The organism is Amycolatopsis sp. PS_44_ISF1, assembly GCF_032335455.1.
In the GTDB taxonomy this organism is placed as follows: domain Bacteria; phylum Actinomycetota; class Actinomycetes; order Mycobacteriales; family Pseudonocardiaceae; genus Amycolatopsis.
The window spans coordinates 1,524,749-1,549,145 of the sequence record NZ_JANUXO010000002.1; the positions used below are offsets into that span (position 1 = coordinate 1,524,749).

Here is a 24,397-nt window from a genome sequence, read left to right on the forward strand (position 1 = left end):
CCGGGGCCAGGCTACCGAATCCGGTTCGGTCCGACCGCCGCCCGGCGAACTTGTTCGACGATCGAACCATCCTGGAGTACGGTCGGAGGCATGTCGAGTACTCCGGACCCGGCCGCGCGGGCCGTCCGCGCCCTCGCCCGCGCCTCGCGGGTGCTGGAGCGCTCCTCCGCGGAACTGAACCTGGCCCACTACCGCGTGCTGTCGGCCATCGCCTCCGGGGACGAGCGCGCTTCCCGTGTGGCGCAACGGCTCGCGCTCGGGCGCCCGGCGATCAGCTCGGCCGTGGACGCGCTGAGCAAACGCGGTCTGCTCGTGCGCGGCGAGGTCGACGGCGACCAGCGGGCCACCGCGCTCTCGCTGACCGGCGCGGGCGAGGCCCTGCTGGCCCGGACCGAGGCCGAGATGGCCCGGCGCCTCACCGGGCTGGCCGCGCGCACCCCGGACGGCGAACGGCTGCTGGAGACCCTGGCCTGGCTCGGCCCGGCGATCGACGAGGCCATGGCCGAAAAGGCCGGGAGCGAAAAATCCCGGTCCCAGACGATGACCCCGCCCCGGTGAGCGCCGAGCCCCCACCGGCCGAGGACTCCGCGGAGAAGTCGCGCTGGCTGCGCCGCCTCGGCGGTTACGTGCTGCGCCACCGCCGTGAGCTGGTGATCGCGCTCGGCGCCGCCGTGCTCGGCAGCGCCTGCCAGACCGTGGTGCCGCTGCTGGAGCGCCAGATCGTCGACGAGGTGATCCTGGGCGGCCGGGCCGAGCTGTGGCCGTGGCTGGTCTCGCTGCTCGTGGTCGCCGCGGCCGCCTTCGGATTCGCCTACCAGCGGCGCTACCGCGGCGGGCGGGTGGCCCTGGCCGTGCAGTACGACCTGCGCAACGAAATGCACGCGCACCTGCAGCGGATGGACTTCACCACCCTGGACCGGATGCCGACCGGGCAGCTCATCGCCCGTGCCACCTCGGACTCCACCCTGGTGCAGGGCCTGCTCGGGCTGCTGCCGATCCTGAGCGGGAACCTCCTGCTGCTCCTGCTCTCCCTCGGGGTGATGCTGGTCCTCTCGCCGCTGCTGGCGCTGGTCAGCCTGGTCGTGGTGCCGCTGCTGCTGGTGGTGTCCTACCGGATGCGGCGGCGGATCTTCCCGGCGACCTGGGCCGCGGAGCAGCGTGAGGGTGATCTGCTGCAGATCGTCGACGAGGACGTGAACGGCGTGCGCGTGGTCAAGGCGTTCGGCCAGGAGGACCGCGAGCTGAAGCGGGTCGCCGGCACCGCGGCCGAGCTCTACGGCACGCAACTGCGCGCGGTCCGGCTCCAGGCCCGGTTCCAGCCGCTGCTGCAGGCGATCCCGACGCTCGGGCAGGTGGCGATCCTGGTGCTCGGCGGCGGGCTGGCGCTGCGCCACGAGCTGAGCCTCGGCACGTTCCTGGCCTTCTCCACCTACGTGGGGCAGATGATGGCGCCCGCGCGGCAGCTCGCCGCGGTGCTCTCGATCGGGCAGCAGGCCCGCGCCGGCGTCGAGCGGATCTTCCAGCTCCTCGACCTGCCGCCCGCCATCGCCGACCCGCCGGACGCGGTGGAGCTGCCGCCGGCCCGCGGTGAGCTCCGCTTCGACGACGTCCACTTCGGATACTCCGGCGGCGCGCCGGTGCTGCGCGGCTTCGACCTCCACATCGGCGCCGGTGAGCGCGTGGCGCTGCTCGGCCCGAGCGGCAGCGGCAAGACCACCGCCACCATGCTCGTCTCCCGCTTCCGCGACCCGGACTCCGGCGCGGTGCTGGTGGACGGCCACGACGTGCGCACGCTGCGGCTGGAATCGCTGCGCTCGCAGGTCGGCGTGGTGTTCGAAGAGAGTTTCCTGTTCTCCGAAAGCATCCGCGCCAACATCGCCTACGGCCGTCCCGGCGCCACCGACGAGGAGGTGGCCGCCGCCGCGGAGGTGGCCCAGGCCCACGGCTTCATCACCGCCCTGCCCCAGGGTTACCACACCGTGGTCGGCGAACGCGGCCTGTCGCTGTCGGGCGGGCAGCGGCAACGGATCGCGCTGGCCCGCGCCATCCTCACCGATCCGCGGATCCTGGTGCTCGACGACGCCACCAGCGCGGTCGACGCGAACACCGAGGAGTCGATCAACGCCGCCCTGCGCACCGTGCTGGCCGGGCGCACCACCCTGCTCGTCGCGCACCGCCGCTCGACGCTGCACCTGGCCGACCGCGTGGTGGTGCTGGACGGCGGCGTGGTCGCCGACCAGGGCACGCACGAGGAGCTGCTGGCGCGCAGCGCCCGCTACCGCGGCCTGCTCAGCGGGCTCGACGAGGCCGCCGCGGAGCAGACCGGCGACCGCATCGAGGCCCTCGGTGTGGAAACCCCCGGTGCGATCACCGAATCCGCGTGGAAGACTCCGGCGCCGCAAGGCAAAGACCGGCGCCCCGCCACCACCGGCACCCGCGCGCCGAGCCTCGGCAGCGGGCTCGGCGGTTCGGCGGGCGGTAGCTGGCGCAGCGCCCTGGCGCCGACACCGGAGCTGCTCGACCGCGTCGGTGAGCTGAAACCGGTCCGCGACTTCGCCGAGGTCGACCTGGCCGCCGAAGCCCGGCAGCAGCGCGGGTTCTCCCTCGGCACCGTCCTGCGCGAGTTCCGCCGGCCGCTGCTGCTGGGCCTGCTGCTGGTGGTCCTGGACGCGGCCGCGTCGGTGATCGGCCCGGTGTTCGTCAAGACCGGCATCGACCACGGCGTGCTGCGGGGCTCGCAGGTGGTGCTGTTCACCGCGTCCGGGCTGTTCCTGGTGATCACCCTGGCCTCGCTGCTGGACGAGGTGGCCGAGACGTTCGTGACCGGGCGGACCGCGCAGCGGGTGATGCTGTCGCTGCGGATCCGGATCTGGGCCCAGCTGCAGCGCCTTTCGCTGGACTACTACGAGCGTGAGATGGCCGGCCGGATCATGACCCGGATGACCACCGACGTCGACCAGTTCGAGTCGCTGATCCAGAACGGGCTGCTCTCGGCGCTGGTCGCGCTGGTCACCTTCGCCGGGGTCGGGGTGACGCTGGTGGTGGTGAACCCGGAGCTGGGCCTGTGCACGCTGGCCGTGGTGGTGCCGCTGGCCCTGGCGACGGCCGGCTTCCGCCGCCGCGCGGGCAAGCTGTACGACGCGGCCCGCGACCGGATCGCGATCGTCAACGCCGACTTCCAGGAGAGCCTTTCCGGCGTGCGCGAGTCGCAGGCCTTCGCCCACGAGGACGAGACGGTGCGCCGGTTCCGCCGGCTCGGCCGCGACTACCTGGATTCGAGGTTCGCCGCCCAGCGCCTCGCGGCCAGCTACTTCCCGTTCGTGCAGTTCCTCTCCGCGGGCGCCGACGCGATCGTGCTCGGCGTGGGCGCGGGGATGATCCGCTCCGGGCACCTGAGCGCGGGCGCGCTGATCGCGTTCATCCTCTACATCGACCTGTTCTTCTCCCCGATCCAGCAGCTCTCGCAGGTGTTCGACTCGTGGCTGCAGACGCGCATCTCGGTCAGCCGGATCGCCGAGCTGATGCGGCTGGAGACGCTCACCCCGCCCGCCGCCGATCCGGTCGACCCGGGCCGGCTGCGCGGCGAGATCACCTTCAGCGGCGTCCGGTTCTCCTACCCCGCAGCGCCCGCGCACCCGGCCGCGCAGCGCCGCGGCCCGGCCGACCCGCGGCTGGTGGCGGGTTCGCTCGCGCCCGGGGCCAAGCCGCCCGAGGCGCTGCGCGAGATCGACCTGTCCGTCGCCGCGGGCGAGACGGTGGCGCTGGTGGGTGAGACCGGGGCGGGCAAGTCCACCGTGATCAAGCTGCTCGCGCGGTTCTACGACCCGGATTCCGGCTCCGTGCGGGTGGACGGCCACGATCTGCGCTCCCTCGAGCTGGCCGGCTACCGCGGCCGGCTCGGTTACGTGCCGCAGGAGGCGTTCCTGTTCACCGGTACCGTCCGCGACAACATCGCCTACGGCCGGGCCGAAGCCACCGACGCGCAGGTGGAGGCGGCCGCCCGGTCGGTCGGCGCGCACGACTTCGTCGCCTCGCTGCCCGGGGGCTACCGGCACGAGATCGCCGAACGCGGCCGCTCGCTCTCAGCCGGGCAGCGGCAGCTGCTCGCGCTGGCCCGGGCCCAGCTCGTCGACCCGGCGATCCTGCTGCTGGACGAGGCCACGTCGAACCTCGACCTGGCTGCGGAGGCCCGGGTGGCCGACGCCATGCGGAGCCTGGCCCACGGCCGCACCACGATCGTCATCGCCCACCGCCTGCAGACCGCCCGCACCGCCGACCGGATCGTGGTGCTCGACCGCGGCCGCGTCGCCGAGGTGGGCACCCACGACGAGCTGCTGGCCCGTGAAGGCCGCTACGCCGGGATGTGGCAGGCGTTCGCCGTGCTGTCCGGGCGCCGGGCCTGAGGTTCTAGCGCTCGTTCCCGGCGCGGAGCCAGGCGATGTACTCCGCGGCCGCGGCGGCGGTGTCGTAGCGCGGCCGGAACCCGGTGTCCTCGCGCAGCCGGGTGATGTCGAGCCAGCTCACCGGGCGAGGTCCGGCCGAGGGCAGCTCGAAGCGGAAGCCGGGCTCGACCGATTCGATCGCCTCGATGACGTCGGCGTTGCTGGTCGGCCTACCGGAGGCGATGTTGTACGTCGGGTGGTGCAGCTCGTCCGCGAGCTGGAGCAGCGCGAGCGCCCGGCCGGTGTCGGTGACGTAGAGCAGGTCGAGCGAGTCTTCGGCGTGCGGTGGCGCCATGAGCCCGGACAGGTCGGGCTCGGTGCGCCGGGCGGCGGCGTGCGCCAGCGACGGGGCGGCGAAGAACGGGTCGGGCAGGTGTCCCCCGGGACCCCAGGTGCCGGAGATCCGGGCGTTCACGAGCTCGACCTCGGTCACGTTCGACAGGTGTCCGGCCAGCAGCTCGGTGATCTTCTTGAACGTCGGGATGACGTGGGTGTGCTCCAGCGAGAGCGGCTGGTCCTCGGTGAGCGCCCCTTCGGCCGCGGCGCCGCCGTAGACGCCGATGGTGCTCGCGGTGACCACGCGGCGCACCCCCAGGTCCCGCGCCGCGCGGACGATGTTGAGGAACGCTTCGAGCGACCGGCCGGTGTCGGTGATCGGGTCCGGCTCCGCGGTCCGCCACGGCAGGGCGACGGCCAGGTGCACGATCCCGGTGATCGGGTACTGCCGCCCGGCGGCGTGCAGGGCACCGAGATCGGCGACATCGCCCTGCACGGCGTGCACCGGCAGGTCGGCCAGGTGCGGTGGGACCTGCGGGCTCCGGCGTTGCAGCAGCACGCACTCCTGCCCGGCTTCGGCGAGTGCGCGGACAGTGTGGGAGCCGATGAAGCCGAGCCCTCCGGTGACGAGGATCATCCGATGCCCTTCTTGAGTGTTATCGCTGATCGTCAGCATTACTGACGATCAGTTTACGGCTAAGCTGGACCCGTGTCCACCACCGCGAGCCCCGGAGCCGAACCGCACGACGTGCTGGGCTACCTCCTCAAGCACGCCCACCTGAAGTTCACGGCGCTGACCGACACCGCGCTCGCCCCGTTCGGGATCGACAGCAAGGACTTCGGCGCCCTGCGGGTGCTGGCCCACCGCGAGCCTTCGTCGCAGTTGCAGGTGGCGCAGACGCTCGGCATCGACCGCACGACGATGGTCGCGCTGCTGGACGCGCTGGAGCGCAAGGGCGTCGTCCGGCGGCAGCCGGACCCGGCCGACCGGCGCCGGAACGTCGTCGAACTGACCGAAACGGGAGCGAAGACCTACGCCGCCGCCGAGGCCGCCTACCGGAAGACCGAGGACGCGTTCCTCGCCGCGCTCAGCCCCGGTGGTCCGGCCCGGTTCCGCCGCACCCTGCGCACCCTGCTGGAGAGCTGACCCGGCCCGTTGCGCCCGGCGCAACGGATGGGCGGCCCCGCCAGGAGAACTCGCCGTCCTTTGTGGACACGACTATGCCCGCCCGGTCCACCCCGGTTGACTTCTCACCACCGGAGGGGGTACTTCGCCACCGGTTGACCTTTCGCGCGGCGCGCCTTATGGTCTAGACCACAAGGTCACCTTCCCCCGAGCACCTTCACCGAAGGAGCTGGTATGAAAGCGAACCGGAAACTCGTCGCCGCACTGGCGGGCGCGGTACTCGCGCCCGTGCTCGTCCTGGCCGCTCCGGCCGGCATCGCGAGCGCACACGGTTACGTCAACTCCCCCGCGAGCCGGCAGGCGCAGTGCGCCCAGCACACGGTCTCGTGCGGCGAGATCACCTACGAGCCCCAGAGCGTCGAAGGCCCGAAGGGCCTGCACAGCTGCAACGGCGGGCTGGCCCAGTTCGCCGACCTCAACGACGACAGCAAGGGCTGGCACGCCACCCCGGTGGGCTCGACGGCCACGTTCGCCTGGACGTTCACCGCCCGGCACAGCACCGCCAGCTACCAGTACTACATCGGCGACGACCTGGTCGCCAGCTTCGACGGGCACAACCAGCAGCCGCCGCAAACCGTCTCGCACCAGGTGGACCTCAGCGGCCACCCCGGGCGCCAGACCGTGCTGGCCGTGTGGAACATCGCGGACACGGCGAACGCGTTCTACTCCTGCATCGACCTCCAGGTCGGCTGACCCCGGCCGAACCGGCTACCCCGGCTGACCCGCTTTCGCGGCCAGCCAGCGGGCCGTCGCCGCCACCACCTCCGGGCCGCGACGGCGAAACCCGTGCCCGTCCCCCGGGACCGACCACCAGTCGGTCCCGGGCCGGGCGGCCGCGGTGGCCCGGGCGAGCTCGTGCGAAACGTGCTCGTCGGCGTCCCCGTGGATCACGAACGCGGGCCCCTTCGCGGCCAGGAACGCCGCCCGCGGGTCCAGCCGGGTGAACTCCTCGAACAGCGGCGCGCCCAGCTCGAACCGGCCCTCGATGTCGAGGAAACCCTTCTCCGCCAACGAAGAACGGTCCGAGTACAGCTCGATCCCGCGCGGCAGCTCCGGTTCCAGGAAGGTCCGCCGCAGGTCCAGCACCGGCTGCCACAGCACCACCGAGCGCACCGGCGGCGTCGCGGACGGCGGGTCGGCCAGGGCCAGCGTGGTGCTGACCGCGCCGAAGCTCGAAGCGACCACCGAAACCGGCCCGGCCGCCCCGGCGGCCCGCACCGCGGCGCGCAGGTCCCGCACCTGGCCCGCCACGGTCAGGTCCCGGGGCTGCCCCTCGCTCTCGCCGTGCCCGCGGAACGAGAACCGCAGCACCGAAAACCCCGACGAGACCAGGCTTTCCGCCAGGGCCCCGAACAGGCCCTGCTCGTGCCGGTCGCCGGTGATGCCGTGCGCCAGCACCACCGCGGACGGCCCGCCCCGGTGCCAAACGGAGTCGAGCCGCACCCCGTCTTCGGTGGTGATCACAGGTACAGCACCGCCGTGAGCACCATCCCGCCCAGCGCCACGACCCAGGTGTAGGGCAGGGTCGAGGTCATCGCCCGCTCCGGGCGCACGCCGGCGTACTGCGCGGCCCACACCGTCTGCGTGCTGGTCGGGTCGGACACGCCGAAGACCTGGTTGTAGGAGGCCATCAGCCCGACCACCGCGGGCAGCGGGTAGATCCCGCCGGTCACCAGCACCCCCGCGACCCCGGCCCCGAGGCCGAACACGTTGAGCGGCCCGCGGAACAGGCACAGCGGCACCAGCACCGCGAACACCACCACGAACCACCCGGCCGAGGCCGGGCTGATCGCGGACACGATCGGCGTCAGCGCGCTCTTGGCCCCGGGCAGCTTCACCGCCGCCAGGAGCATCCCGATCGCCAGGAACAGCACGATCGGCGGAGCGGCCACGGGGAAGGCTCGGTACAGCGAGCGCAGCGCGCGCCCGTTCAGCTCGCCCCACTTCGTGGTCGTCACCAGTGCGTACACGATCCCGACGAGCAGCGAGGGCACGATCGGCACGGCGAAGCCCAGCGCCAGCACGATCGGCACCAGCGGGGTGAGCAGCGCGTACCACGGCGCGTCGCCCCGGCGGACCCGCGCCTTCGGCCGCTGCAGGCGCACGGCCCAGGCGTGCCGGGCGCCGCGGCGGCGGGTCTCGATGAGCACGTAGGCGATGCCGACGACCAGCGCGATCGGGAACAGCTTGATCATGATCGCCCTGACGTCGCCGACCGGCGCGCCGAGCGCGTCGGAGAGGAACTGCCACACCGGCAGCTCCAGCGGCGAGCCGGCGGAGATGCCCATCAGCACCGTGCCGCCCGCGGCCACGGGGGTGACGCCGACGGCGATCATCGCCGGGATGCCGACCACCCCGGCCAGCATCGCGGCCGGGGCGGAGCCGGTGATGCTGCCGCACAGGATCGAAACGGCGAACACCCCCAGCGCCACCACCGAAGGCCGCTCGCCGCCGAACTCGACGATCTTGCGCACCAGCGTGGCCGCGATGCCGGTGTCGTCCATCAGCGTGCCGAGCCAGGAGCCCAGCAGCACGGCGATCATCGTCGAGGCCAGCGCGGCCGAGCCGGTCTGCAGCACCCCGGTGAGGATGTCGTTCTTGCCGCCGGACAGCGGCGCCCCGGCGAGCAGGGCGATGCCGAGCGCCAGCAGCACCAGCGCGAACGCGGTGGGCAGCACCCGGGTGAGCATCAGCACCACCCCGACGGCCATCAGGGCCAGGATCGCGATACCCATCAGCGGTTCCCTTCGGCGAGCGCGGCGGTGAGCCGCAGCGGGCTGACACCCAGGCCGCTGCGCAGGTGGGCGAAGCGGTGCGCGACGATCTCGTCCGCGCCGGCCACGTGCCCGCGGACGCGGAACGGGCCGAACCGCGCGGCGGTGTGCCCCAGCCGCCGGTTCAGCTCCCGCAGGTCGAGCCGGTGGTGCACCAGTTCGTGCGCCACCGCGGCCCGGCGCAGGCCGCCGGGGGTCACGTCCCAGCCGCGCCGGACGGCGAGCTCCACCGCGCGGGCCAGGGCATCCCGGTACAGCGTCACGGTCGAGCGGCGGTATTCGGCGAGCAGCAGCTCACCGTCGCGAAGCCCGCCTTCCCGCTCGACCACCCGCACGCCGGAGTGCTCGTCGGGCCCGGCCGCCAGCTCGTCGCCGTAGGCCAGCGCGATCTCGGCCCAGCCGCGCAACTGCGCCTCGGGCCGGTTCTCGTGGGTCGGCGTCGCCCGCAGCAGGGCGACGGCCAGGTCGGTGTCGGTGCTGGTGTCGGTGTCGGTGCCGGTGCTGGTGCTGGTGCTGGTGCCGGTGGCTGTCATCGCCGTTCCTCCAGGATCGCGACGACCGGCTCGCCGGCCGCCCGGGTCTTCAGCTCGGCGCCGATCAGGGCCACCAGCTGATCGCGGTCGAGCACCCCGGACAGATCGGCGATCCTGGGCCCGACCAGCAGCCACACGGCGGGCGCGCGCGAGCCGCCGTCGCCGTAGCGCGTGACCCGGCCGACCAGTTCCGCGAGCCGGCCGGGAGCGGCGCCGACGTCGGTCTTCTCGACCAGCGCGCCGACGCTGTGCAGCCGCACCACCCCTTCGGCGTCGACCACCCGCACGTGCTGGACCGGGGCGGCGAACCGGCCGAGCCGGCCCGGGCGCCGGGCGCGGGCGCCGAACACGCGGTGCTGCGCCGTCGCGGCCAGCTCGCCGACCTCGGCGACCGGCACGCCGAGGCTGCGCGCCACCTCCTGCCGCATCGCCGTCTCGTCCACAGTGGACGCCCGGTCCCGGGTGCGCAGTTCGGTGGCCCCGGTGGCGACGGCGCGGATCAGGTTGCGGGTCGGGTCCACGGTCACGTCCACCTCGACCCCGGCCGGGTCCGCGCCCTGCGCGACCACCGCCGCCTCGGCCTGCGCGCGGGCGGCCAGGATGTCGGCTTCGGACGGGCTCGGTACGATCCGCTCGACCGATTCGCGCACCAGCGCCAGCGCCGCGCCGAGCGGGCTGATCACCTCGCTGTGCGCCGCGATCCGCCACTCGTGCCCGGTCTCCTCGCCGAGGAACGGCGTCACCGCCGCCGCGCCGCCACCCCCGCCGACCAGCGCGGGGTGGTCGAGGCGGTACTCGCGCACCAGCGCTTCGACCACCGCTCGCACCGGCTTCACGGCCTGGCGCACCACCGTGCGCGCGGCCTCCTCCACCGACCGGCCAAGAGCCTCCGCCAGCGGGGCCACCGCGAGACGCGAGGCTTCCGGCTCGGCGCGGGCGTAGGAGCCGGCCGGGACGACCCCGAGCGCGTTGGCCGCGCAGGTGAGCGTGAGCGCGTACCGACGGCCGTCCGCCGCTTCGAGGGCCACGTAGTCGCCCGGGTCGCCCGGACGCGGCGAGACCGTCACCAGCTTCGCGCCGGCGAGCACCGAGGCGGGCGCGAAGCAGGCGTACGGCAGTCCCGCGATGTGCGCGCTGCGCGGCCCGACCTCGGTGACCGCGCGGCCGGAGAACCGCACGAGCGAGCCGCCGCCGACGCCGACCGTGCGGACGTCCAGCGCGGGCAGGTAGGTCTCCCGGCCACCGAGCCGCGCGTGCCGCACCGGCACCCGGCCGCGGCGGACCACGCTGATGTCGGTCGAGGTCCCGCCGGTCTCCAGGAACACCCCCTCGCTGAGCTTTTCGCCCAGCAACGCGCCGGCCACGCCCGCGGCCGGCCCGGACAGCGCCGTCAGCAGCGGCCGGCGGCGCATCTCCGGCAGCGACATCACGCCGCCGTCCCCGCGCACCACCATCAGCGGGGCGGTGATGCCCGCCCGCTGCACACTGGCCTCGACCAGGTCGGCCGTGGACACCATGCGCGGCATGATGCCCGCGTTCAGCACCGCCGTGCGGGTCCGCTTGGTGAGCCCGTACAGGCTGGTGATCTCGTGCGTCGCGGTCGCGAGCAGTCCGCGCGCACGGGCCTCGGCGACCACCGCGAGCTCGCCTTCGGGGTCGTCGACGCTGAACGGCTCCACGGCCACCACCACCTCGGCCCCCCGCTCCCGCAGGGCGGTGACGGCCGCGCCGGCCTCGGCCGGCTCGCGCACCGCGGCGTACCGCAGCGGCAGCGGGCGGCCGGGGGCCAGCTCCATCCGGCCCAGCGCCTCGAGCCGGCGGGTGGCGAACCCGTCGAAGCCCGCGCCGATCCCGGCGACGCCCACCACGGCGACGTCGCCTTCCAGCAGCGCGTTGGTGGCCTGCGTGGTGCCGTGCGCGAGGAACGACACGTCATCGGCGCCGATCCCGGCCTCGGCCCGCAGTTTCTCCAGCGCCTCCAGGATGCCGTGGGCGACCCCGTCGGCGTGGTCGTGGCTGGTCGCCACCTTCACCTGGCCGAGCAGGGCGAACGAGTGCGCGTCCACGGCCACCGCGTCGGTGAACGTGCCACCCACGTCGATGCCGATCCGCACGGAACCGGGATGGACGGTCATGGTCGGGGCCTCCAGGGGAACAGGGCTCAGTAGCCGCGGACTTCGGGCCAGCGCCGCTCGACGCCGGCGCGGTCGAGCAGGCGGGCGAACTCGTCGAACCGCTTCGGGTCCTCGCGGACCTGGTGGGGCTCGGCCCCGCTGCGCCGGGCGAAGCCCGCGAGGTGGCCGGCGACCTCGCCGACGTTCCACTCCACCGGGTGCAGCCGGTGGCAGCCGTTGGTGATGTGGGTGGTGCCGATGTTCTTGCCCGCGGGCAGCAGGTTCCGCACCCGCCGCGGCAGCAGCGCGCCGAGCGGGATTTCGAACGGCACGCTCGGCACGTCGACGTAGTTGTCGCCCGCGGTCGAGGGGTGCAGGTCGAGCCGGTAGCTGCCGACACCGACCGGATCCGGGTGCGACTTCCGCCCGGACGGGCCGAGCAGTTCGAGCGACACGTCCTGCTCGACCACGGTGGTGACCGCGCGGATGCGCCGGCCCTCCCGGACGTAGGCGGACTTCGCGAGCCCGTCCCGCGTGCCGACGACGTCGGGCCGCAGTTCGAGGCCGGGGAAGCCGGTGCCGCCGTCGAGCCGCGGGGCTTCGGTCTGGAGCCAGTACAGCACCGAAAGCGAAAGCTGCTTGGCCTCGAAGTGGGCGCGTTCGACGTCCTCGGCCGTGCTGACCCCGTCGATCTCCAGACCGGGCCGCAGCCAGTAGTCGTTGAGCGGCCAGTTGACCAGGGTCAGGTCGGAGTCGAACGCGCCGGGCCGGTGCAGGCCCCGGGCCAGGATGCGGCGGAAGCCCCACAGCTCCTTGTCCCCGGCGTCGGCGCTCTGGTCCGCGCTGACGGCCAGCGGGTCGGCGTCCGGGTTCGGGTCGAAGGTCCGCGGCACCGGTTCCAGCGAGCGCGGATCGGGCGCCAGGAAGCCCAGCAGCGGTCCGGGCCAGAACTCCGGCCGGTAGTCGCGCCAGAAGCCGTACATCGACGGCCGGTCGATCACGTGGTTCTGCCCGGCGTGGTGCGAAACCGCGAAGCAGTAGGTGAAGCCCTGCAGGTTCCCCGGATCGGCCCGCTCCGGGGCGTGCGGTTCGCCGTGTTCGTCGCGCGATTCGGCGCCGACCGAGAACTCGACCCCCGCCATCGGCAGCAGGTCGCCGTGCTCGGTCGCGTCGAGCACGTACCCGGCGCGCACCGTGGTGGGCTCGCCGTCCGGTCCCTCGAAGGTGACGGCCTCGACCCGGTCGCCGGTCACCTCGGCCGAGACCGGCCGGTGCCCGGTGAGCACGGTGAGCCGCCCGGCGGCGCGGTGCGGGGCCAGCAGGGCTTCCAGCACCGCGAGCGCGACCCGCGGCTCGTGGCAGAGCTTGCTGACGCGTCCCGCGCCCGGGTTGAGGTCGGCCAGCGCCGCGGCTTCGGCGCGCAGCGGGTAGTGCCGCCGGTAGTAGTCGCGGATGCCTTCGCGGAACTGCCGGTACGAGGCCGTGCCGCCGAAGCGCTCGATCCAGGGGTTCTCGTCCGGGGGCACCGCCTGGGCGGTGAACTGCCCGCCGACCCAGTCGGTCTCCTCGGTCAGCACGACCCGGTGCCCTGCCCCGGCCGCGGCCAGCGCGGCGGCCACGCCGCCGGTCCCGCCGCCCGTCACGAGGATCTCGGTGCCGAGTTCTGCCATGTCCGTCCTTCGCTGTCGTTCGCTGTCGGTCGGCGTCGTTCGGTGTCGTTCGGTGTCGGTCGCTGTCGGTCGGCGGCCGGTCCCGGCGGATCAGCACCGGGACCGTGGCGGGCCGACCGAGGTGCCGGCCACCGGGGGGCACCACAGCAGTTGCTGCGGCGCCGTCTCCTGCTCGGTGACCAGGCCGACGAGCAGGCGCACCGCGCGCCGGCCCATCTCCCGCATCGGCGCTTCGAACCCGCTCACCCCGGGCGGGCCGCCGAGCACGGCCAGCGAAAGATCGTCCGGAGTGGACAGTCCGGCGGCGGCCACGGCGGTGCGCACCGCGGTGTGCGCGGCGCCGGTGTCGGTGCCCTCGACCACCACGGCGGTGACCCCGTCGCGGACCCAGCCCCGCACCGTGTCCGGGTGCATCACGCTCCCGGCGACCCGCACGATGTCGGTGTGCGGCGCCGCTTCGAGCACCCCGCGCTGCCGGTCGCTGGAAGAGGGGGCCTCGTCCAGCTCCCGGACGTACCGGATCCGGCGGTGCCCCAGCGCGGTCAGCCGCCGCAGCACCTCGGCCGACGCGGTGACGTAGTCGGCCCCGACGTACGGGAGCCGCCCGCCCAGCTCCGGTCTCCGTCCGATGTAGACGAACGGGAAGCCCGAGTCGACCAGCCGCGCCACCGGCTCCTCCGGCACGTGCCGGCCGAAGAACAGGCAGCCGTCGGCCATCCGGGTGCGGCGGATGGCCGCCTCGCGCAGCGCGCCGGGCCCGGCGGTGCCGGTGAACAGGATCAGGTCCTGCCCGAGCGCCGCCGCCTCCTCCTCGACCCCGGCCAGGATCGGGTGGTAGGAGTCGGCCGCGTCGGTCGGGAACGTGGTGCGGAAGGTGTAGAGCCCCAGCAGGTTCGACCGCGCCGAGGCCAGCCGCGTGGCGACCGGGTGCGGCACGTAGCCGAGCCGTTCGGCGACCTCCAGCACCCGGTGCCGGGTGGCCTCGGCCATCCGCACCCCGCGGTTGCCGGCCAGCACCACCGACACCGTCGCCTGGGAAACCCCGGCGATCCGGGCGATGTCCGCCTGCCGCGGAGTCCGGCCTCGCGCTGCCACCTTCGCCGCACCTCCTCGTCGCCAATGCGGATCAGGGAAGGCTCTGCCCCCCGCGAGCCCTGGTCAACCTCGGCGGCCAATCCTGTCCGATTCCGGTGAGACGCGGGACTAATACGCATTAGCAGGTTGACAAAGCGTTCGCAGTGACCTGCCCGGAACTCCTTCGAACTGGCCTTCGACGACCGGTCCGGCGCCGCCGTGACCCGGCGAAGTTCTACCAAGCGGCCGAGACCAGCCACTGCGCCCGCATCGTGCACGCCCGGCTGCCGGACGACCGGGCTACGCCTTCCCCTACGACGACGTCTCCCCCGGCCCCGACTTCAGCGGGGCAGTTCAGGCCGTCGACCCGGACCCGTTGACGGTCACGGTGAACACTCTGCGCTGAAACGATTCCCCGGGTCACCGGTGTCTCTTGTGGACACTCACGATCCTTGGGGACGCCACCACCCCTCCGTGCTCCACCGCACTGGTCAGCTCGGGGAACTGCCCGCTTCGGCCATCACTGTCGGAGCCGGTGGAGCGCTCGTTGCACCGGCGGGCGGGCATCTGACCCGAGCCTCGCCGTGGCACTGAGTGCAGTTAAGCGGGACCGGCGGCGCGCAGGGCCGCGCCGACCCGGGCGACCACCTCGTGCAACGGGGCCGCGGTGCTCATCACCGCGACCACGGTGGCTTCGTTCGCGGGGCGGTCGCCGGGCGCAGAGTGGCCGGGCTCGGGGTGGCCGGGCTCAGGGTGGCCGGTCGCAGGGTGGCTGGATCCGGGGCGGTCGCGGAAGGCGTCGGCGACGAGGGCGAACGCGTGCGCGGCGCTGGCCGCGATGTCGTCCTCGCCGCCACTGCGCAGCCAACTGCGGAGCACGTGGTTGTTGGCCGCCGCGATCGCCGCGGCGGCGACGGCCGCGCGCAGGCCCGGCGCGTCGTCGCCCTGCTCGGCGAACCGGCGGCGGAGGTAGCCCGCGAGCACGCGCTGGTACCGGTCGACGGTCGCGACCTCCTTGTCCCGCAAGGAGGGCACGGTGCGGGTGAGCGCGAACCGCTTGACCGAGACGTCGAGGTCGGCGGCGTAGTAGTCGAGCACCAGCCCGACCGCCGCGCAGGCGGTGCCGACGGGATCGCCGTCCGGGCCGGCGGTCTCGAACACCCGCTCCATCTCCGCCACGATCTCGTCGTGGTTTGCGAAGATCACGTCGTCCTTGGCGTCGAAGTAGCGGAAGAACGTGCGCCGCCCGACCCCCGCCGCCGCCGCGATCTCGTCCACCGTGGTCGCCTCGTAGCCCTGGGCCACGAACAGGTCGATCGCGGCCGAGGCCAGCGCCCGGCGCAGCTCCCGGCGTCCCGCGGCGGTGGCCCCGGCCCGCGTGGCCGGGGCGCGGCGCGGCGTTTCCGTCATGGTCGGTCACGGTAGCAGCCCGCCTTGCTCGTGGCACTGAGTGCCGTTATGCTGCCGACGGGTTCCGGGCCCTTCGTGCGCCCCCGCCCGCCCCACCGAACGGAAGGCGTCGACGATGACCCTCGACCAGCAGCTCCAGCCGGCCGGTCCCGGCGCCGCCGGGTCCGAGCGCTGGGACGCCTACTACGGGCGCCTGTTCGGCTGGTCGGTCCGGTGGCAGGGGCCGGGGCTGTTCCTGGTGCTGGAGAACGGCCTCTGCGCGGTCACCCTGCCGAAGCTCACGGCCACCCCGGTCCTGCAACGCCTGGCCGCGACCGGCGGCCCGGGCCCGGCCCTGACCCTGCCCACCCAGCACGGCGCGCGAGCCGCCGTGCTGGCCGAAACCGACGGACTGGTCCCCCCGCGCGGCACCCTGCCGAAGGACGTGGACCTCCTGGACTGCGGCGCCCTGCTCCCCCTCCCGATCGGCGCGGCCTCCCCGGGGCTGCCGGTGGAGTGGCTCACCGCTCCCGACCCGCGCCAACGCTGGCTGCCGAGCTTGGGCGCCGTGCTGGCCGCCCTGCGCCCGCGCCGCTGAGCCGGCCCACGGCTTCGGACCCGCCCCGCCCAGCGCCGTCTGCCCACTCCGGCCCGACTCCACCCCGACCCAACTCAGCTCACCCCGGGTTGGTTCGGCGACCCGGGGCCGAGGTCAACCCCGCACCACGAAGCCCGATGCGCCGAAAACCCACCGGCCCGACAGCCCGGCCCGCGGAACCACCCCGCTCCCGGCCCATCCGCCCGCCCCACCGCTCAGAGTCCGCTCAACATCCCCAGCACCCCGGCGTAGGACCCGTCCCGCTCCGCGAACCGCAGCGGTTTCACCGTTTCGACCAGGATCTCCCCCTGGTCCCGGGTCCGGAGCAGGGCCATCACCTCGTCGAGGAACGGTTCCAGGGGCATCGCGCGCTCGTCCTGCTCCTGGTCCATCAGTGCGGTCCGCACCGCGGGCGGGACCAGCTCCAGCACCCGCACCGGGGTTTCGGCCAGCTGCACGCGCAGTGATTCCGTGTACGAGTGGACCGCGGCCTTCGTGGCGGCGTAGGTCGGCGTCAGCGGCAGGGGCACGAAGGCCAGGCCCGAGCTCACCGTCAGCACCGTGGCGTCCGGCTGCTCCACCAGGAACGGCAGGAACGCGCTCAGCACCCGGATCGGGCCGAGCAGGTTGGTGGTCACGGTGGCCTCGGCCGTGGGCAGGTGCGCCGGGTCGAGCAGGTCCTCCGGGTGCATGATCCCGGCCACGGTGGCCACCACGTTCAGGCCCGGGTGGGCGCCGGTCACCTCCCCGGCCACCCGGGCGACCTGCGCCGGGTCCGCCACGTCGAGCGGCACGGCCGAGATGCCCGGGTGCTCGGCGGCGATGCGGTCGAGGTGGTCCCGGCGGCGGCCGCTGACGATCACCCGGTTGCCGGCCTCGTGCAGCCGCAGCGCCAGCCCCAGGCCGATGCCCGAGGTCGCGCCGGTCAGGAAAACGGTGTTCCCGCTCTGCTTCATCTCCATGGTCCTTCCCGTCCGGTCTCCCCCGAGCCTGACGGGTTCCGGGCGGCGCAACCATGGTCTGGCGATCCGTGGCTCCGCTCGGCCCCGTTCTCAGTCACGGGGTGGGAAGGGCTCCTCGGGCGGCGAGTCGACGGCGAGGGTGAGGATCGCGACCATCGCGTCCAGCGGCAGCGAAGAGCCGTCGGCGCGGTCCAGGAAGGCGCGGATCCGGGCGCCCTCGGGGGTCAGCGCGCCGCCCTCGTCGCTCACCTCGGCGCTGGCCGCCTGCAGGGTGCCGAGGCCGGCGGTGTGGTGGGCGTCGCGGACCGCGTTGCGGAGCACGGCCAGCTCGGCTTTCGACGGGCCGCGCTTCTCCGCGCGCAGCCGGTCCACGATCCGCACGACCTGGGGCGAGCGGGCGGCGAAGGACTGGCGCCCGGCGAACCCCGCGACCATCCTCGGCGTGGCCCGCGCCTCGCGCGGCGCGACCGGGACCACGGCGTCACGCGCGGGCTCCCCGCCCCGGACCTTCAGGCTCTCCAACGCTTCCGCCCGGCGGCGCTCGCTCTCGCGCAGCCGGGCGAGCGGGTCGCGCCGGCGCGAGGCGGCGAACTCGCGGACCTCCTCGCGGGCCTTCACCCCGGTCTCGGACAGCTGCGGGCGGGGCCGGTCGCCGCCCTCGTCCCGCGCCCGGCGGCGGCTCGCGGCGAACCAGGCCTCGAACGTCTGCCCCGGCCGCGGCGGCTCCCGCACGTCGGTCATCGAGGCCTGGGCCTCGTCGCTGAACCAGCCGTTCAGCCGCGAGCGCAGGAAGTCCCCGGGCCGCTCCCGCGCCCCGCGGGGCCGCTGCCGCGTGCCGTCCGGGAGGGCGCTCAGCGCGAGCAGCAACGCGTCCGGGCAGTAGCCGTTGCCGTACCAGAACTCCAGCTGGCGCTCGACGGCCTCGCGCTCGTCGCGGGTGAGCCGCTCGGTCACCCAGCCCATGCGGCGGAACAGCACGCCGGTGGCCTGGGCGCGCTCGTGCCCGTCGCCCGGCACCACCGTCGACGGCCACGCCTGGTCCGGGATCCGAACCACCGGCACCTCCTCTCCGAGGCCCCGACGGTACGGCCCCGCTCCGGGCCGCCCGCAGGGGACACGCCGATGGCCGAATCGGTGGGATACCCGTCATTGCTGCCGGACGGCTCCGGTGCGACGCTGGTGGGGTGCGAGAACACCTGGTCCTGGTCCCGGTCTTCGACGGAGTGCAGGTGCTCGACGTCACCGGCCCGCACGAGGTGCTGGCCCACGCCACCAGCCGGCTCGGCGCCCCCCGGGGTTACACCGTGCGCCTGGTCGCGGCCACGCCGGAGCCGGTGACCACCGACAGCGGGATGAAGCTGGTCCCGGACGGCCCGCTGCCCCCGGACGGCGAGATCGGCACCCTGCTCGTGCCCGGCGGCGCCGGCGCCCGGGCGATGACCGCGGCCGACGAGCTGGTCGGCTGGCTGCGCGGGGCGGCCGGGCGGGCCCGGCGGGTCGTATCGGTGTGCACCGGCGCGTTCCCGCTGGCCGCGGCCGGGGTGCTGGCCGGCCGGTCCGCCGCCACCCACTGGCTCTACGCCGGGCAGCTCGCGGCCGGCTACCCCGAGGTCGAGGTGCGGGCCGACCCGCTCTTCGTGCGCGACGGGCGGATCTGGACCTCCGCGGGCGTCACCGCCGGCATCGACCTCGCGCTGGCCCTGGTCGAGGCCGACCACGGCGTGGACCTGGCGCAGCACGTGGCCCGGGCCCTGGTGGTGTCCCTGCGCCGCCCGGGCGGGCAGAGCCAGTACGCCGGTCCGGTGTGGACGGAGCCCGCGCGCAAGCCCGCGATCCGCGCGGCCCAGGACCTGATCCACGGCAGCCCCGAGGCCGACCTGCGGGTGCCCGCGCTGGCCGCGCACGCGGGCATGAGCGAGCGGCACTTCAGCCGCGAGTTCGCCCGGGCGCTGGGCTGCCCGCCGGGCGACTACGTGGAGCAGGTGCGCGTCGACGCCGCGCGCCGCCTGCTGGAGGCCGGGCCCGCGCCGGTCACCGTGATCGCCGGCCGCACCGGCTTCGGCACCGCCGAGACCATGCGCCGGGCGTTCCTGCGGCGCCTCGGCGTGCCTCCCGCCCACTACCGGCGGCACTTCGCCGCCGATCCGTCCTGAAAGGACCCAACCATGCTGGTCGCGATCGCCGCGTTCCCCCGGATGACCGCGCTCGACGCGGTCGGCCCGTACGAGGTGCTCCAGCGGCTCCCTGCGCTGGAAGTGGTCTTCGTCGGCGAACGGCGCGGCGAGGTCCGCACCGAGAACGGCTTCCTCGGGCTCACCGTCGACGCCACCTACGCCGAAGTGCCCGCCCCCGACGTGGTCGTCGTACCGGGCGGCGTCGGCACCCGCGCGCAACTGGACGGCGGCGCGCTGCTGGACTGGACCCGCGAGACCTACGCCGGCACCCGCTTCACCACCTCGGTCTGCACCGGCTCGCTGATCCTCGCCGCCGCGGGCCTGCTGGACGGCCTGGAGGCCACCACCCACTGGAGCGCCGTGGACACCCTGGCCGAACTGGGCGCGAAACCCGTGACCCGGCGGGTGGTCGAGCACCCCGGCCGGCGCCTGGTCGTCGCCGCCGGGGTCTCCGCCGGCATCGACATGGCCCTGCGCCTGGCCGAGCTGCTGGTGGACACGACCGCCGCGAAGGCCGCCCAGACCCTGATCGAGTACGACCCCGAGCCCCCGTTCGACGCGGGCCACCCGAGCAAGGTGGACGCCCAGGTCATGGCCAGGGTGGACGAGTACCGCGCGCTCCGCGCCTGAGCCCTTCGCCCGCTGCTCGGACCGGGGCAGCCCGTCTCGGCAGCGTCCACACCGGACATCCACACTGGACAGTGAAGCGGCCGGGTGCGGCAGGCCACACCGGCCGGCGTCAGTCTCCGGTCCCGAACCGCACCTGCGCGGCGGAGACGGCCGCCGCCGTGCGGCCCGGGGCCCGCTGGTGGGACCAGTACAGGTTGGTGTGCGCGATGACCTGCTCCGGCGGCGGGGCGCCCCAGGCCGTGCGGTCGCCGGTCGTGTGGGCGTCGGTGACCAGGGTCGCGTCGTAACCGCGGGTGAAGGCGCCGTGCAGGGTGGAGCGGACGCACGCGTCGGTCTCCGCCCCGGTGACGATCAGCCGGCCGGCGTGCAGGCCGGCCAGCACGGACTCGAGCGCGGTGTCCTCGAAGGCGTCGCCGTACCGCTTCCCGACGACCGCCTCGGCCTCCCGCGGCTCCAGCTCGGGCACGATCCGCCAGTCCTCGCCACCGGGGACGAGCTCCTGGTCGGAGTGCTGCACCCAGACCACCGGCACCCCCTCCGCCCGCGCCCGCGCGACCAGACCGGCGATGTTCGCGACCACCCGGTCACGCCCGTGGGCCCCGGCCACCACCCCGGTCTGCACGTCGACGACCAGCAGCGCGGTGCCGGGCCGGTTTTCGAGTGTGGTCATGATCTTCCTCCCCGTGGTTCCGGCGCCCAGGCTACTTGGCCCGGGCCGGCGGCGGGGGTGGATGCCGCCTCCCCCGCCCGGCCAGGCGCCACGGCCTCCGCCCGCCGGCACTGTCCACTCCGGACACCCGGGCCGCGGCGGTGGACCGCCCCCCATCGAGCCGCCGGACCCTCAGACGGTGAGCTCCCCGTCGCGGGCGACGACCTCGCCGCCGGCCAGCACCAGGGCCCGGCGCGGGACGCGGACCAGCGCGTCCGGCCCGTTCTGCGCGTCGAGCAGGACCACGTCGGCGCGGGCTCCGGGCTCGAGGTCGTGGCGCTCGCGGTGGACGAACCCGGCGGCGCGGCTGGTGGCCAGCTCGACCGCGTGGGTGAGCTCCTCGTCGGTGCGCAGCCCGTGCAGCCGGGCGAACCCGAGGGCGATGCGGAGCAGGTCGCCGTCGCCGAACGGGGACCACAGGTCGCGGATGCCGTCGGTGCCGAGGCCGATCGGGATGCCGCGCTCGGCCATCCCGCGCCAGGGCAGCGGGGCGGAGCGGACGGGCGCGACCGTCGCCCAGGCGACGCCGGCCTCGGCCAGCCGGTCGAGCAGCCCGGACCGGCGCGGCTCGGGCAGCTCGCCCAGCGCGAACCCGTGCGAGACCGTGACCCGGCCCTGCAGCCCGGTCCGCACGGTCCGGTCGATGATCAGCTCGTACTGGAACGCGCCCAGCTCGCCGCCGTCGTGCAGGTGGATGTCGAGGCCGACGCCGCGCCGTTCGGCGATCCCGAACAGCCCGTCCAGCTGGGCCACCGGGTCGCGGTCGATCGAGGCCGGGTCGAGCCCGCCGATGGCGGCCACCCCGGCGGCGGCCGCCCGGTCGAGCAGTTCGAGCACCCCGGGCCGGCGCTGCACCCCGTCCTGCGGGAAGGCGACGATCTCCACCTCGACCGCGCCGCCGAGGGCCGCGGCCGCCTCGGTCACCACCTCGATGCCGCGCAGCCCGACACCGAGGTCCACGTCCACGTGGGACCGCGTCGCCGTGGTGCCGTGGCGCAGGAACTCGCGCAGCACCGCCGTCGCCCCGTCGACGCCGGGGATCCCGAGGCCGTCCCGCTCCGCGCGCTCGTGCGCGATCCGGCCCTCGGTGGTCGGCTCGCCGCCGTAGGACACCCAGTCCCGGCCCCACCAGCTCTTGTCCACGTGGGCGTGCGCGTTGATCAGCCCCGGCAGCGCCAGCCGGCCCCCGCCGTCGATCCGGGGGCCCGGCGTCCGGGTGGCCGTGCCCACTGGTCCCGTGCTCGCTGACCCCGTCCTCGCTGTACCCGCCGGGACGACCTCGGCGATCACCCCGTCCCGGACCACCAGATCGCGTGCCTCGCCACCCCAGGGCGGACGTTCGCCAGAACCACCTCAGCCACGAGCGGATGGTATCCCGGGCACCCGGGCGGGCTCCGCCACCCGAGACCCGCCCGGGGACCTCGGGCCGGGCGGCGTCGACAGCCGCGACCGCCGCTGGCAGGGTCGTCTCATGCAGCAAGACGATCGGACCCGCCCCCGGCCCGAGGAGGCGACCGCGTTCATCGCCTTCGACGCGTCCGATCTCAGCCTGCCCGGCGGCGCGCACTGGCCGACCCGCGACCTCGACGTGCCCCGCACCTACGCGCAGATCGCGGTGCAGGTCGCGGTTCCGCAGGTGCCGCCGTCGCCGATCGCGCCGGCGACCGGCTCGGTGGCGCAGTCCAGCAGCCGGCTGGCCGTGGCCGCGCTGATCAGCCGGGTCACCGGGTTCGCCTGGAAGATCGCGCTGGCCCTGATCATCGGCACCGGCGTGGTCAACGACGCGTTCAACATCGCCAACACGCTGCCGAACATGGTGTTCGAGCTGCTGCTGGGCGGGGTGCTCTCCAGTGTGGTGATCCCGCTGCTGGTCCGCTCGCACGACGACCCCGACGGCGGCGAGGCCTACGCGCAGCGGCTGATCACCATGGCCCTGGTGCTGCTCGCGCTGGGCACGGTCTGCGCCGTCGCGGCCGCACCGCTGTTCACCGCGCTCTACGTGGACAAGTCCTCGCCCGACGCCAACCCGGCGCTGACCACCGCGCTGGGCTACCTGGTGCTGCCGCAGATCCTGTTCTACGGCCTGTTCGCCCTGTTCGCCGCGATCCTGAACGCGAAGAACGTGTTCGGCCCGCCGGCCTGGGCGCCGGTGCTGAACAACCTCGTCGTGCTGGTCACGCTCGGGGTGTTCGCCCTGGTGCCCGGGCAGATCTCCCTGGACCCGGTCCGGATGGGCGACCCGAAGCTGCTGGTGCTGGGGCTCGGGGTGACGCTCGGCATCGTGGTCCAGGCCGTGGTGCTCGTGCCGCCGTTGCTGCGCAGCGGTTTCCGGTTCCGCTGGCGCTGGGGCATCGACCCGCGGCTCAAGGAGTTCGGCGGGCTGGCCGCGTGGATCCTGGGGTACGTCGCGGTGAGCCAGCTCGGCCTGGTGGTCAACACCAACGTGCTGACCAGCGGCACCGGCGGCGGGGTCACCGCCTACACCTACGCGTGGCTGCTGTTCCAGCTGCCCTACGGCGTGATCGGTGTTTCGCTGCTGACCGCGTTCATGCCGCGGATGAGCCGGGCCGCCGCCGACGGCGACACCCCGCGGCTGGTCGGCGACCTGTCCTACGCCGCCCGGCTCTCGACCGTGCTGCTGATGCCCTGCTCCGCCGTGCTCGCGGTGATCGGCACGCCGATCGGGATCGCGGTCTTCGCCTGGGGCCGGGGCACGCTGGCCGACGCCGACCGCCTCGGCCAGACCCTGGCGATCTCCGCGCTCGGACTGCTGCCGTACGCGATGGTCCTGCTGCAACTGCGCGTGTTCTACGCGATGAAGGACGCCCGCACCCCGACGCTGATCATGGCGGTGATGACCGCGGTCAAGATCCCGATGCTGCTGCTCGGCCAGGGCCTGCTCGACCGCGAGCACCTCGTGCTCGGCGCGATGCTGGTCAACGGCGCGACCTACGTGATCGGCGCGGTCGTCGGCCAGGTCTGGCTCTGGGTGCGGCTCGGCCACCTGCGCAGCCGCCGCGCGCTGCGCGTCATCCTGGTCACCACCGCGGTCAGCGTCCTGGGCGCCGGCACCGCGTACCTGGCCGGGCTCGCGGTGCCCGCCTCCCTCGGCCCGAGCTGGCAGGCGGTGGTCCGGCTGCCGCTGGAGGGACTGGTCGGCGCCGGGGTTTCGTTCGGCCTGCTCGCCGCGCTGAAGGTCAGCGAGTTCGACCCGATCACCCGCCGCCTCGCCGGACTGCGGCGGACGCGGGCCTGACCGGCGCGGCCGGACCCGGCGCCTGCCCACAGGGCGCCCCGGATGCCCGCTGGGGCCGCCCGCGAACCCGTCCGGACCCAGCAGCGCGCGACGGCCGGAACCGGGCCATCATGGACGGGTGGAGTCGACCCGAGTGGACCGGTGGCTGTGGGCCGTGCGCCTGACCAAGACGCGCGCGGACGCCGCCGCGGCGTGCCGGGGCGGGCACGTGCGGGTGAACGACCGTCCGGCCAAGCCCGCCACCTCCGTGGTGGCCGGCGACGAGGTGCGGCTGCGTCACGGCCCGGTCACCCGGATCGTCGAGGTCGCGCGGGTGATCGAGAAGCGCGTCGGCGCCCCCGACGCTGCCACCTGCCTGATCGACCGCACCCCGGCGCCCCCGCCCGAGGCCTCGATCCCGGTCGCCCGCCGGGAGCGCGGCGCCGGCCGCCCGACCAAGCGCGAACGGCGGGAACTGGACGAGTTCCGCGCCCGCCAGGGCCGGCTCGACTGATCCCCGGCACCACCGGCCCCCGGCCCGAACGCCCCCCGCACGACTGCGTCCCGGCACCGCCGACCCCCGCACCACCAATCCCCCGCCCGGCTGACGGCTGAACCCCACCGATCCCGG

Annotated in this window: 22 protein-coding genes; 10 read left to right on the plus strand and 12 right to left on the minus strand. The window is 74.5% G+C overall.

The features are described from left to right. Positions 1 to 90 precede the first annotated feature (90 nt). Both NYF13_RS21165 and NYF13_RS21170 read left to right on the plus strand, forming a co-directional pair. Entirely contained in the window at positions 91 to 558 is a 468-nt protein-coding gene (locus NYF13_RS21165) for a MarR family winged helix-turn-helix transcriptional regulator (protein ID WP_315659063.1), read from the plus strand. Then, entirely contained in the window at positions 555 to 4,403 is a 3,849-nt protein-coding gene (locus NYF13_RS21170; protein WP_315659064.1) for an ABC transporter ATP-binding protein, read from the plus strand. The genes NYF13_RS21165 and NYF13_RS21170 overlap by 4 nt, the downstream gene beginning before the upstream one ends. A gap of 4 nt (positions 4,404 to 4,407) precedes the next feature. Here the strand turns inward: NYF13_RS21170 and NYF13_RS21175 are convergent, their stop codons facing one another. Beyond that, the gene (locus NYF13_RS21175) at positions 4,408 to 5,355 is read right to left on the minus strand and encodes an NAD(P)-dependent oxidoreductase (protein WP_315659065.1); all 948 of its coding nucleotides are present in this window, start codon (positions 5,353 to 5,355) and stop codon (positions 4,408 to 4,410) included. Positions 5,356 to 5,427: 72 nt separating this feature from the next. Between NYF13_RS21175 and NYF13_RS21180 the strand changes: the two genes are divergently transcribed. Continuing rightward, a complete protein-coding gene (locus NYF13_RS21180; protein WP_315659066.1) occupies positions 5,428 to 5,865 on the plus strand; it encodes a MarR family transcriptional regulator in 438 nt (145 codons plus the stop codon). Positions 5,866 to 6,078: 213 nt separating this feature from the next. Continuing rightward, on the plus strand, positions 6,079 to 6,597 hold the full coding sequence (locus tag NYF13_RS21185; RefSeq protein WP_315659067.1) for a lytic polysaccharide monooxygenase auxiliary activity family 9 protein: 519 nt from the start codon (positions 6,079 to 6,081) through the stop codon (positions 6,595 to 6,597). Between the two features lie 15 nt (positions 6,598 to 6,612). Here NYF13_RS21185 and NYF13_RS21190 read toward each other — a convergent pair whose 3' ends face one another. The 6 genes from NYF13_RS21190 to NYF13_RS21215 form a co-directional block, all read right to left on the minus strand. Continuing rightward, positions 6,613 to 7,368 (minus strand): alpha/beta fold hydrolase, encoded by a 756-nt coding sequence (locus NYF13_RS21190; protein ID WP_315659069.1) that lies wholly within the window; start codon positions 7,366 to 7,368, stop codon positions 6,613 to 6,615. After that, complete coding sequence (locus NYF13_RS21195) at positions 7,365 to 8,639, minus strand: transporter (protein WP_315659071.1); 1,275 nt, start codon at positions 8,637 to 8,639, stop codon at positions 7,365 to 7,367. Before NYF13_RS21195 ends, NYF13_RS21190 begins: the two co-directional genes overlap by 4 nt. Next, the gene (locus NYF13_RS21200; RefSeq protein WP_315659073.1) at positions 8,639 to 9,211 is read right to left on the minus strand and encodes a hypothetical protein; all 573 of its coding nucleotides are present in this window, start codon (positions 9,209 to 9,211) and stop codon (positions 8,639 to 8,641) included. The genes NYF13_RS21195 and NYF13_RS21200 overlap by 1 nt, the downstream gene beginning before the upstream one ends. Continuing rightward, entirely contained in the window at positions 9,208 to 11,346 is a 2,139-nt protein-coding gene (locus NYF13_RS21205; protein ID WP_315659075.1) for a hydantoinase/oxoprolinase family protein, read from the minus strand. Before NYF13_RS21205 ends, NYF13_RS21200 begins: the two co-directional genes overlap by 4 nt. Before the next feature lie 26 nt (positions 11,347 to 11,372). Further along, on the minus strand, positions 11,373 to 12,995 hold the full coding sequence (locus NYF13_RS21210; protein ID WP_315659077.1) for an FAD-dependent oxidoreductase: 1,623 nt from the start codon (positions 12,993 to 12,995) through the stop codon (positions 11,373 to 11,375). Between the two features lie 90 nt (positions 12,996 to 13,085). Further along, positions 13,086 to 14,090: a LacI family DNA-binding transcriptional regulator gene (locus NYF13_RS21215; protein WP_315659078.1), complete on the minus strand. Its 1,005-nt coding sequence runs from the start codon at positions 14,088 to 14,090 to the stop codon at positions 13,086 to 13,088. A gap of 238 nt (positions 14,091 to 14,328) precedes the next feature. Between NYF13_RS21215 and NYF13_RS21220 the strand changes: the two genes are divergently transcribed. Beyond that, positions 14,329 to 14,475: a beta-1,3-glucanase family protein gene (locus tag NYF13_RS21220; RefSeq protein ID WP_315660381.1), complete on the plus strand. Its 147-nt coding sequence runs from the start codon at positions 14,329 to 14,331 to the stop codon at positions 14,473 to 14,475. Between the two features lie 194 nt (positions 14,476 to 14,669). Here the strand turns inward: NYF13_RS21220 and NYF13_RS21225 are convergent, their stop codons facing one another. Beyond that, positions 14,670 to 15,479, minus strand: a complete 810-nt coding sequence (locus NYF13_RS21225) for a TetR family transcriptional regulator (RefSeq protein ID WP_315659080.1) — start codon at positions 15,477 to 15,479, stop codon at positions 14,670 to 14,672. Between the two features lie 115 nt (positions 15,480 to 15,594). On the opposite strand from NYF13_RS21225, the gene NYF13_RS21230 reads away from it, so the two are divergent. Then, positions 15,595 to 16,056 carry a hypothetical protein gene (locus tag NYF13_RS21230; protein ID WP_315659081.1) on the plus strand — a complete coding sequence of 154 codons (462 nt, stop codon included), beginning with the start codon at positions 15,595 to 15,597 and terminating at the stop codon, positions 16,054 to 16,056. A gap of 215 nt (positions 16,057 to 16,271) precedes the next feature. Here NYF13_RS21230 and NYF13_RS21235 read toward each other — a convergent pair whose 3' ends face one another. Further along, positions 16,272 to 17,012 carry an SDR family NAD(P)-dependent oxidoreductase gene (locus tag NYF13_RS21235; protein WP_315659082.1) on the minus strand — a complete coding sequence of 247 codons (741 nt, stop codon included), beginning with the start codon at positions 17,010 to 17,012 and terminating at the stop codon, positions 16,272 to 16,274. Positions 17,013 to 17,108: 96 nt separating this feature from the next. Next, on the minus strand, positions 17,109 to 18,074 hold the full coding sequence (locus NYF13_RS21240; protein ID WP_315659083.1) for a hypothetical protein: 966 nt from the start codon (positions 18,072 to 18,074) through the stop codon (positions 17,109 to 17,111). A 128-nt stretch (positions 18,075 to 18,202) separates the two neighbouring features. Here NYF13_RS21240 and NYF13_RS21245 point away from each other — a divergent pair, with 128 nt between their 5' ends. Then, on the plus strand, positions 18,203 to 19,171 hold the full coding sequence (locus tag NYF13_RS21245; protein ID WP_315659084.1) for a GlxA family transcriptional regulator: 969 nt from the start codon (positions 18,203 to 18,205) through the stop codon (positions 19,169 to 19,171). A 12-nt stretch (positions 19,172 to 19,183) separates the two neighbouring features. Further along, positions 19,184 to 19,822, plus strand: coding sequence for a DJ-1/PfpI family protein (locus NYF13_RS21250; protein WP_315659085.1), 639 nt, complete (start codon positions 19,184 to 19,186; stop codon positions 19,820 to 19,822). A gap of 109 nt (positions 19,823 to 19,931) precedes the next feature. On the opposite strand, the gene NYF13_RS21255 is transcribed toward NYF13_RS21250, so the two are convergent. Further along, the gene (locus tag NYF13_RS21255; protein WP_315659086.1) at positions 19,932 to 20,492 is read right to left on the minus strand and encodes an isochorismatase family protein; all 561 of its coding nucleotides are present in this window, start codon (positions 20,490 to 20,492) and stop codon (positions 19,932 to 19,934) included. A gap of 171 nt (positions 20,493 to 20,663) precedes the next feature. Continuing rightward, positions 20,664 to 21,761, minus strand: coding sequence for an amidohydrolase family protein (locus tag NYF13_RS21260; protein WP_315659087.1), 1,098 nt, complete (start codon positions 21,759 to 21,761; stop codon positions 20,664 to 20,666). A gap of 241 nt (positions 21,762 to 22,002) precedes the next feature. On the opposite strand from NYF13_RS21260, the gene murJ reads away from it, so the two are divergent. Both murJ and NYF13_RS21270 read left to right on the plus strand, forming a co-directional pair. After that, positions 22,003 to 23,787, plus strand: coding sequence for a murein biosynthesis integral membrane protein MurJ (gene murJ / locus NYF13_RS21265; RefSeq protein ID WP_315659088.1), 1,785 nt, complete (start codon positions 22,003 to 22,005; stop codon positions 23,785 to 23,787). Between the two features lie 118 nt (positions 23,788 to 23,905). Continuing rightward, the gene (locus NYF13_RS21270; protein ID WP_315659090.1) at positions 23,906 to 24,280 is read left to right on the plus strand and encodes an RNA-binding S4 domain-containing protein; all 375 of its coding nucleotides are present in this window, start codon (positions 23,906 to 23,908) and stop codon (positions 24,278 to 24,280) included. Positions 24,281 to 24,397: the final 117 nt, after the last annotated feature.

Excerpts from the sequence above, each read along its gene's own strand:
- NYF13_RS21205 (WP_315659075.1), bottom strand. The coding sequence starts at position 11,346 with ATGACCGTCCATCCCGGTTCCGTGCGGATCGGCATCGACGTGGGTGGC.
- NYF13_RS21210 (WP_315659077.1), bottom strand. The coding sequence starts at position 12,995 with ATGGCAGAACTCGGCACCGAGATCCTCGTGACGGGCGGCGGGACCGGC.
- NYF13_RS21185 (WP_315659067.1), top strand. The coding sequence starts at position 6,079 with ATGAAAGCGAACCGGAAACTCGTCGCCGCACTGGCGGGCGCGGTACTC.
- NYF13_RS21175 (WP_315659065.1), bottom strand. The coding sequence starts at position 5,355 with ATGATCCTCGTCACCGGAGGGCTCGGCTTCATCGGCTCCCACACTGTC.
- NYF13_RS21230 (WP_315659081.1), top strand. The coding sequence starts at position 15,595 with ATGACCCTCGACCAGCAGCTCCAGCCGGCCGGTCCCGGCGCCGCCGGG.
- NYF13_RS21250 (WP_315659085.1), top strand. The coding sequence starts at position 19,184 with ATGCTGGTCGCGATCGCCGCGTTCCCCCGGATGACCGCGCTCGACGCG.
- NYF13_RS21225 (WP_315659080.1), bottom strand. The coding sequence starts at position 15,479 with ATGACGGAAACGCCGCGCCGCGCCCCGGCCACGCGGGCCGGGGCCACC.
- NYF13_RS21255 (WP_315659086.1), bottom strand. The coding sequence starts at position 20,492 with ATGACCACACTCGAAAACCGGCCCGGCACCGCGCTGCTGGTCGTCGAC.
- NYF13_RS21165 (WP_315659063.1), top strand. The coding sequence starts at position 91 with ATGTCGAGTACTCCGGACCCGGCCGCGCGGGCCGTCCGCGCCCTCGCC.
- NYF13_RS21200 (WP_315659073.1), bottom strand. The coding sequence starts at position 9,211 with ATGACAGCCACCGGCACCAGCACCAGCACCAGCACCGGCACCGACACC.
- NYF13_RS21235 (WP_315659082.1), bottom strand. The coding sequence starts at position 17,012 with ATGAAGCAGAGCGGGAACACCGTTTTCCTGACCGGCGCGACCTCGGGC.
- NYF13_RS21195 (WP_315659071.1), bottom strand. The coding sequence starts at position 8,639 with ATGGGTATCGCGATCCTGGCCCTGATGGCCGTCGGGGTGGTGCTGATG.
- murJ (WP_315659088.1), top strand. The coding sequence starts at position 22,003 with ATGCAGCAAGACGATCGGACCCGCCCCCGGCCCGAGGAGGCGACCGCG.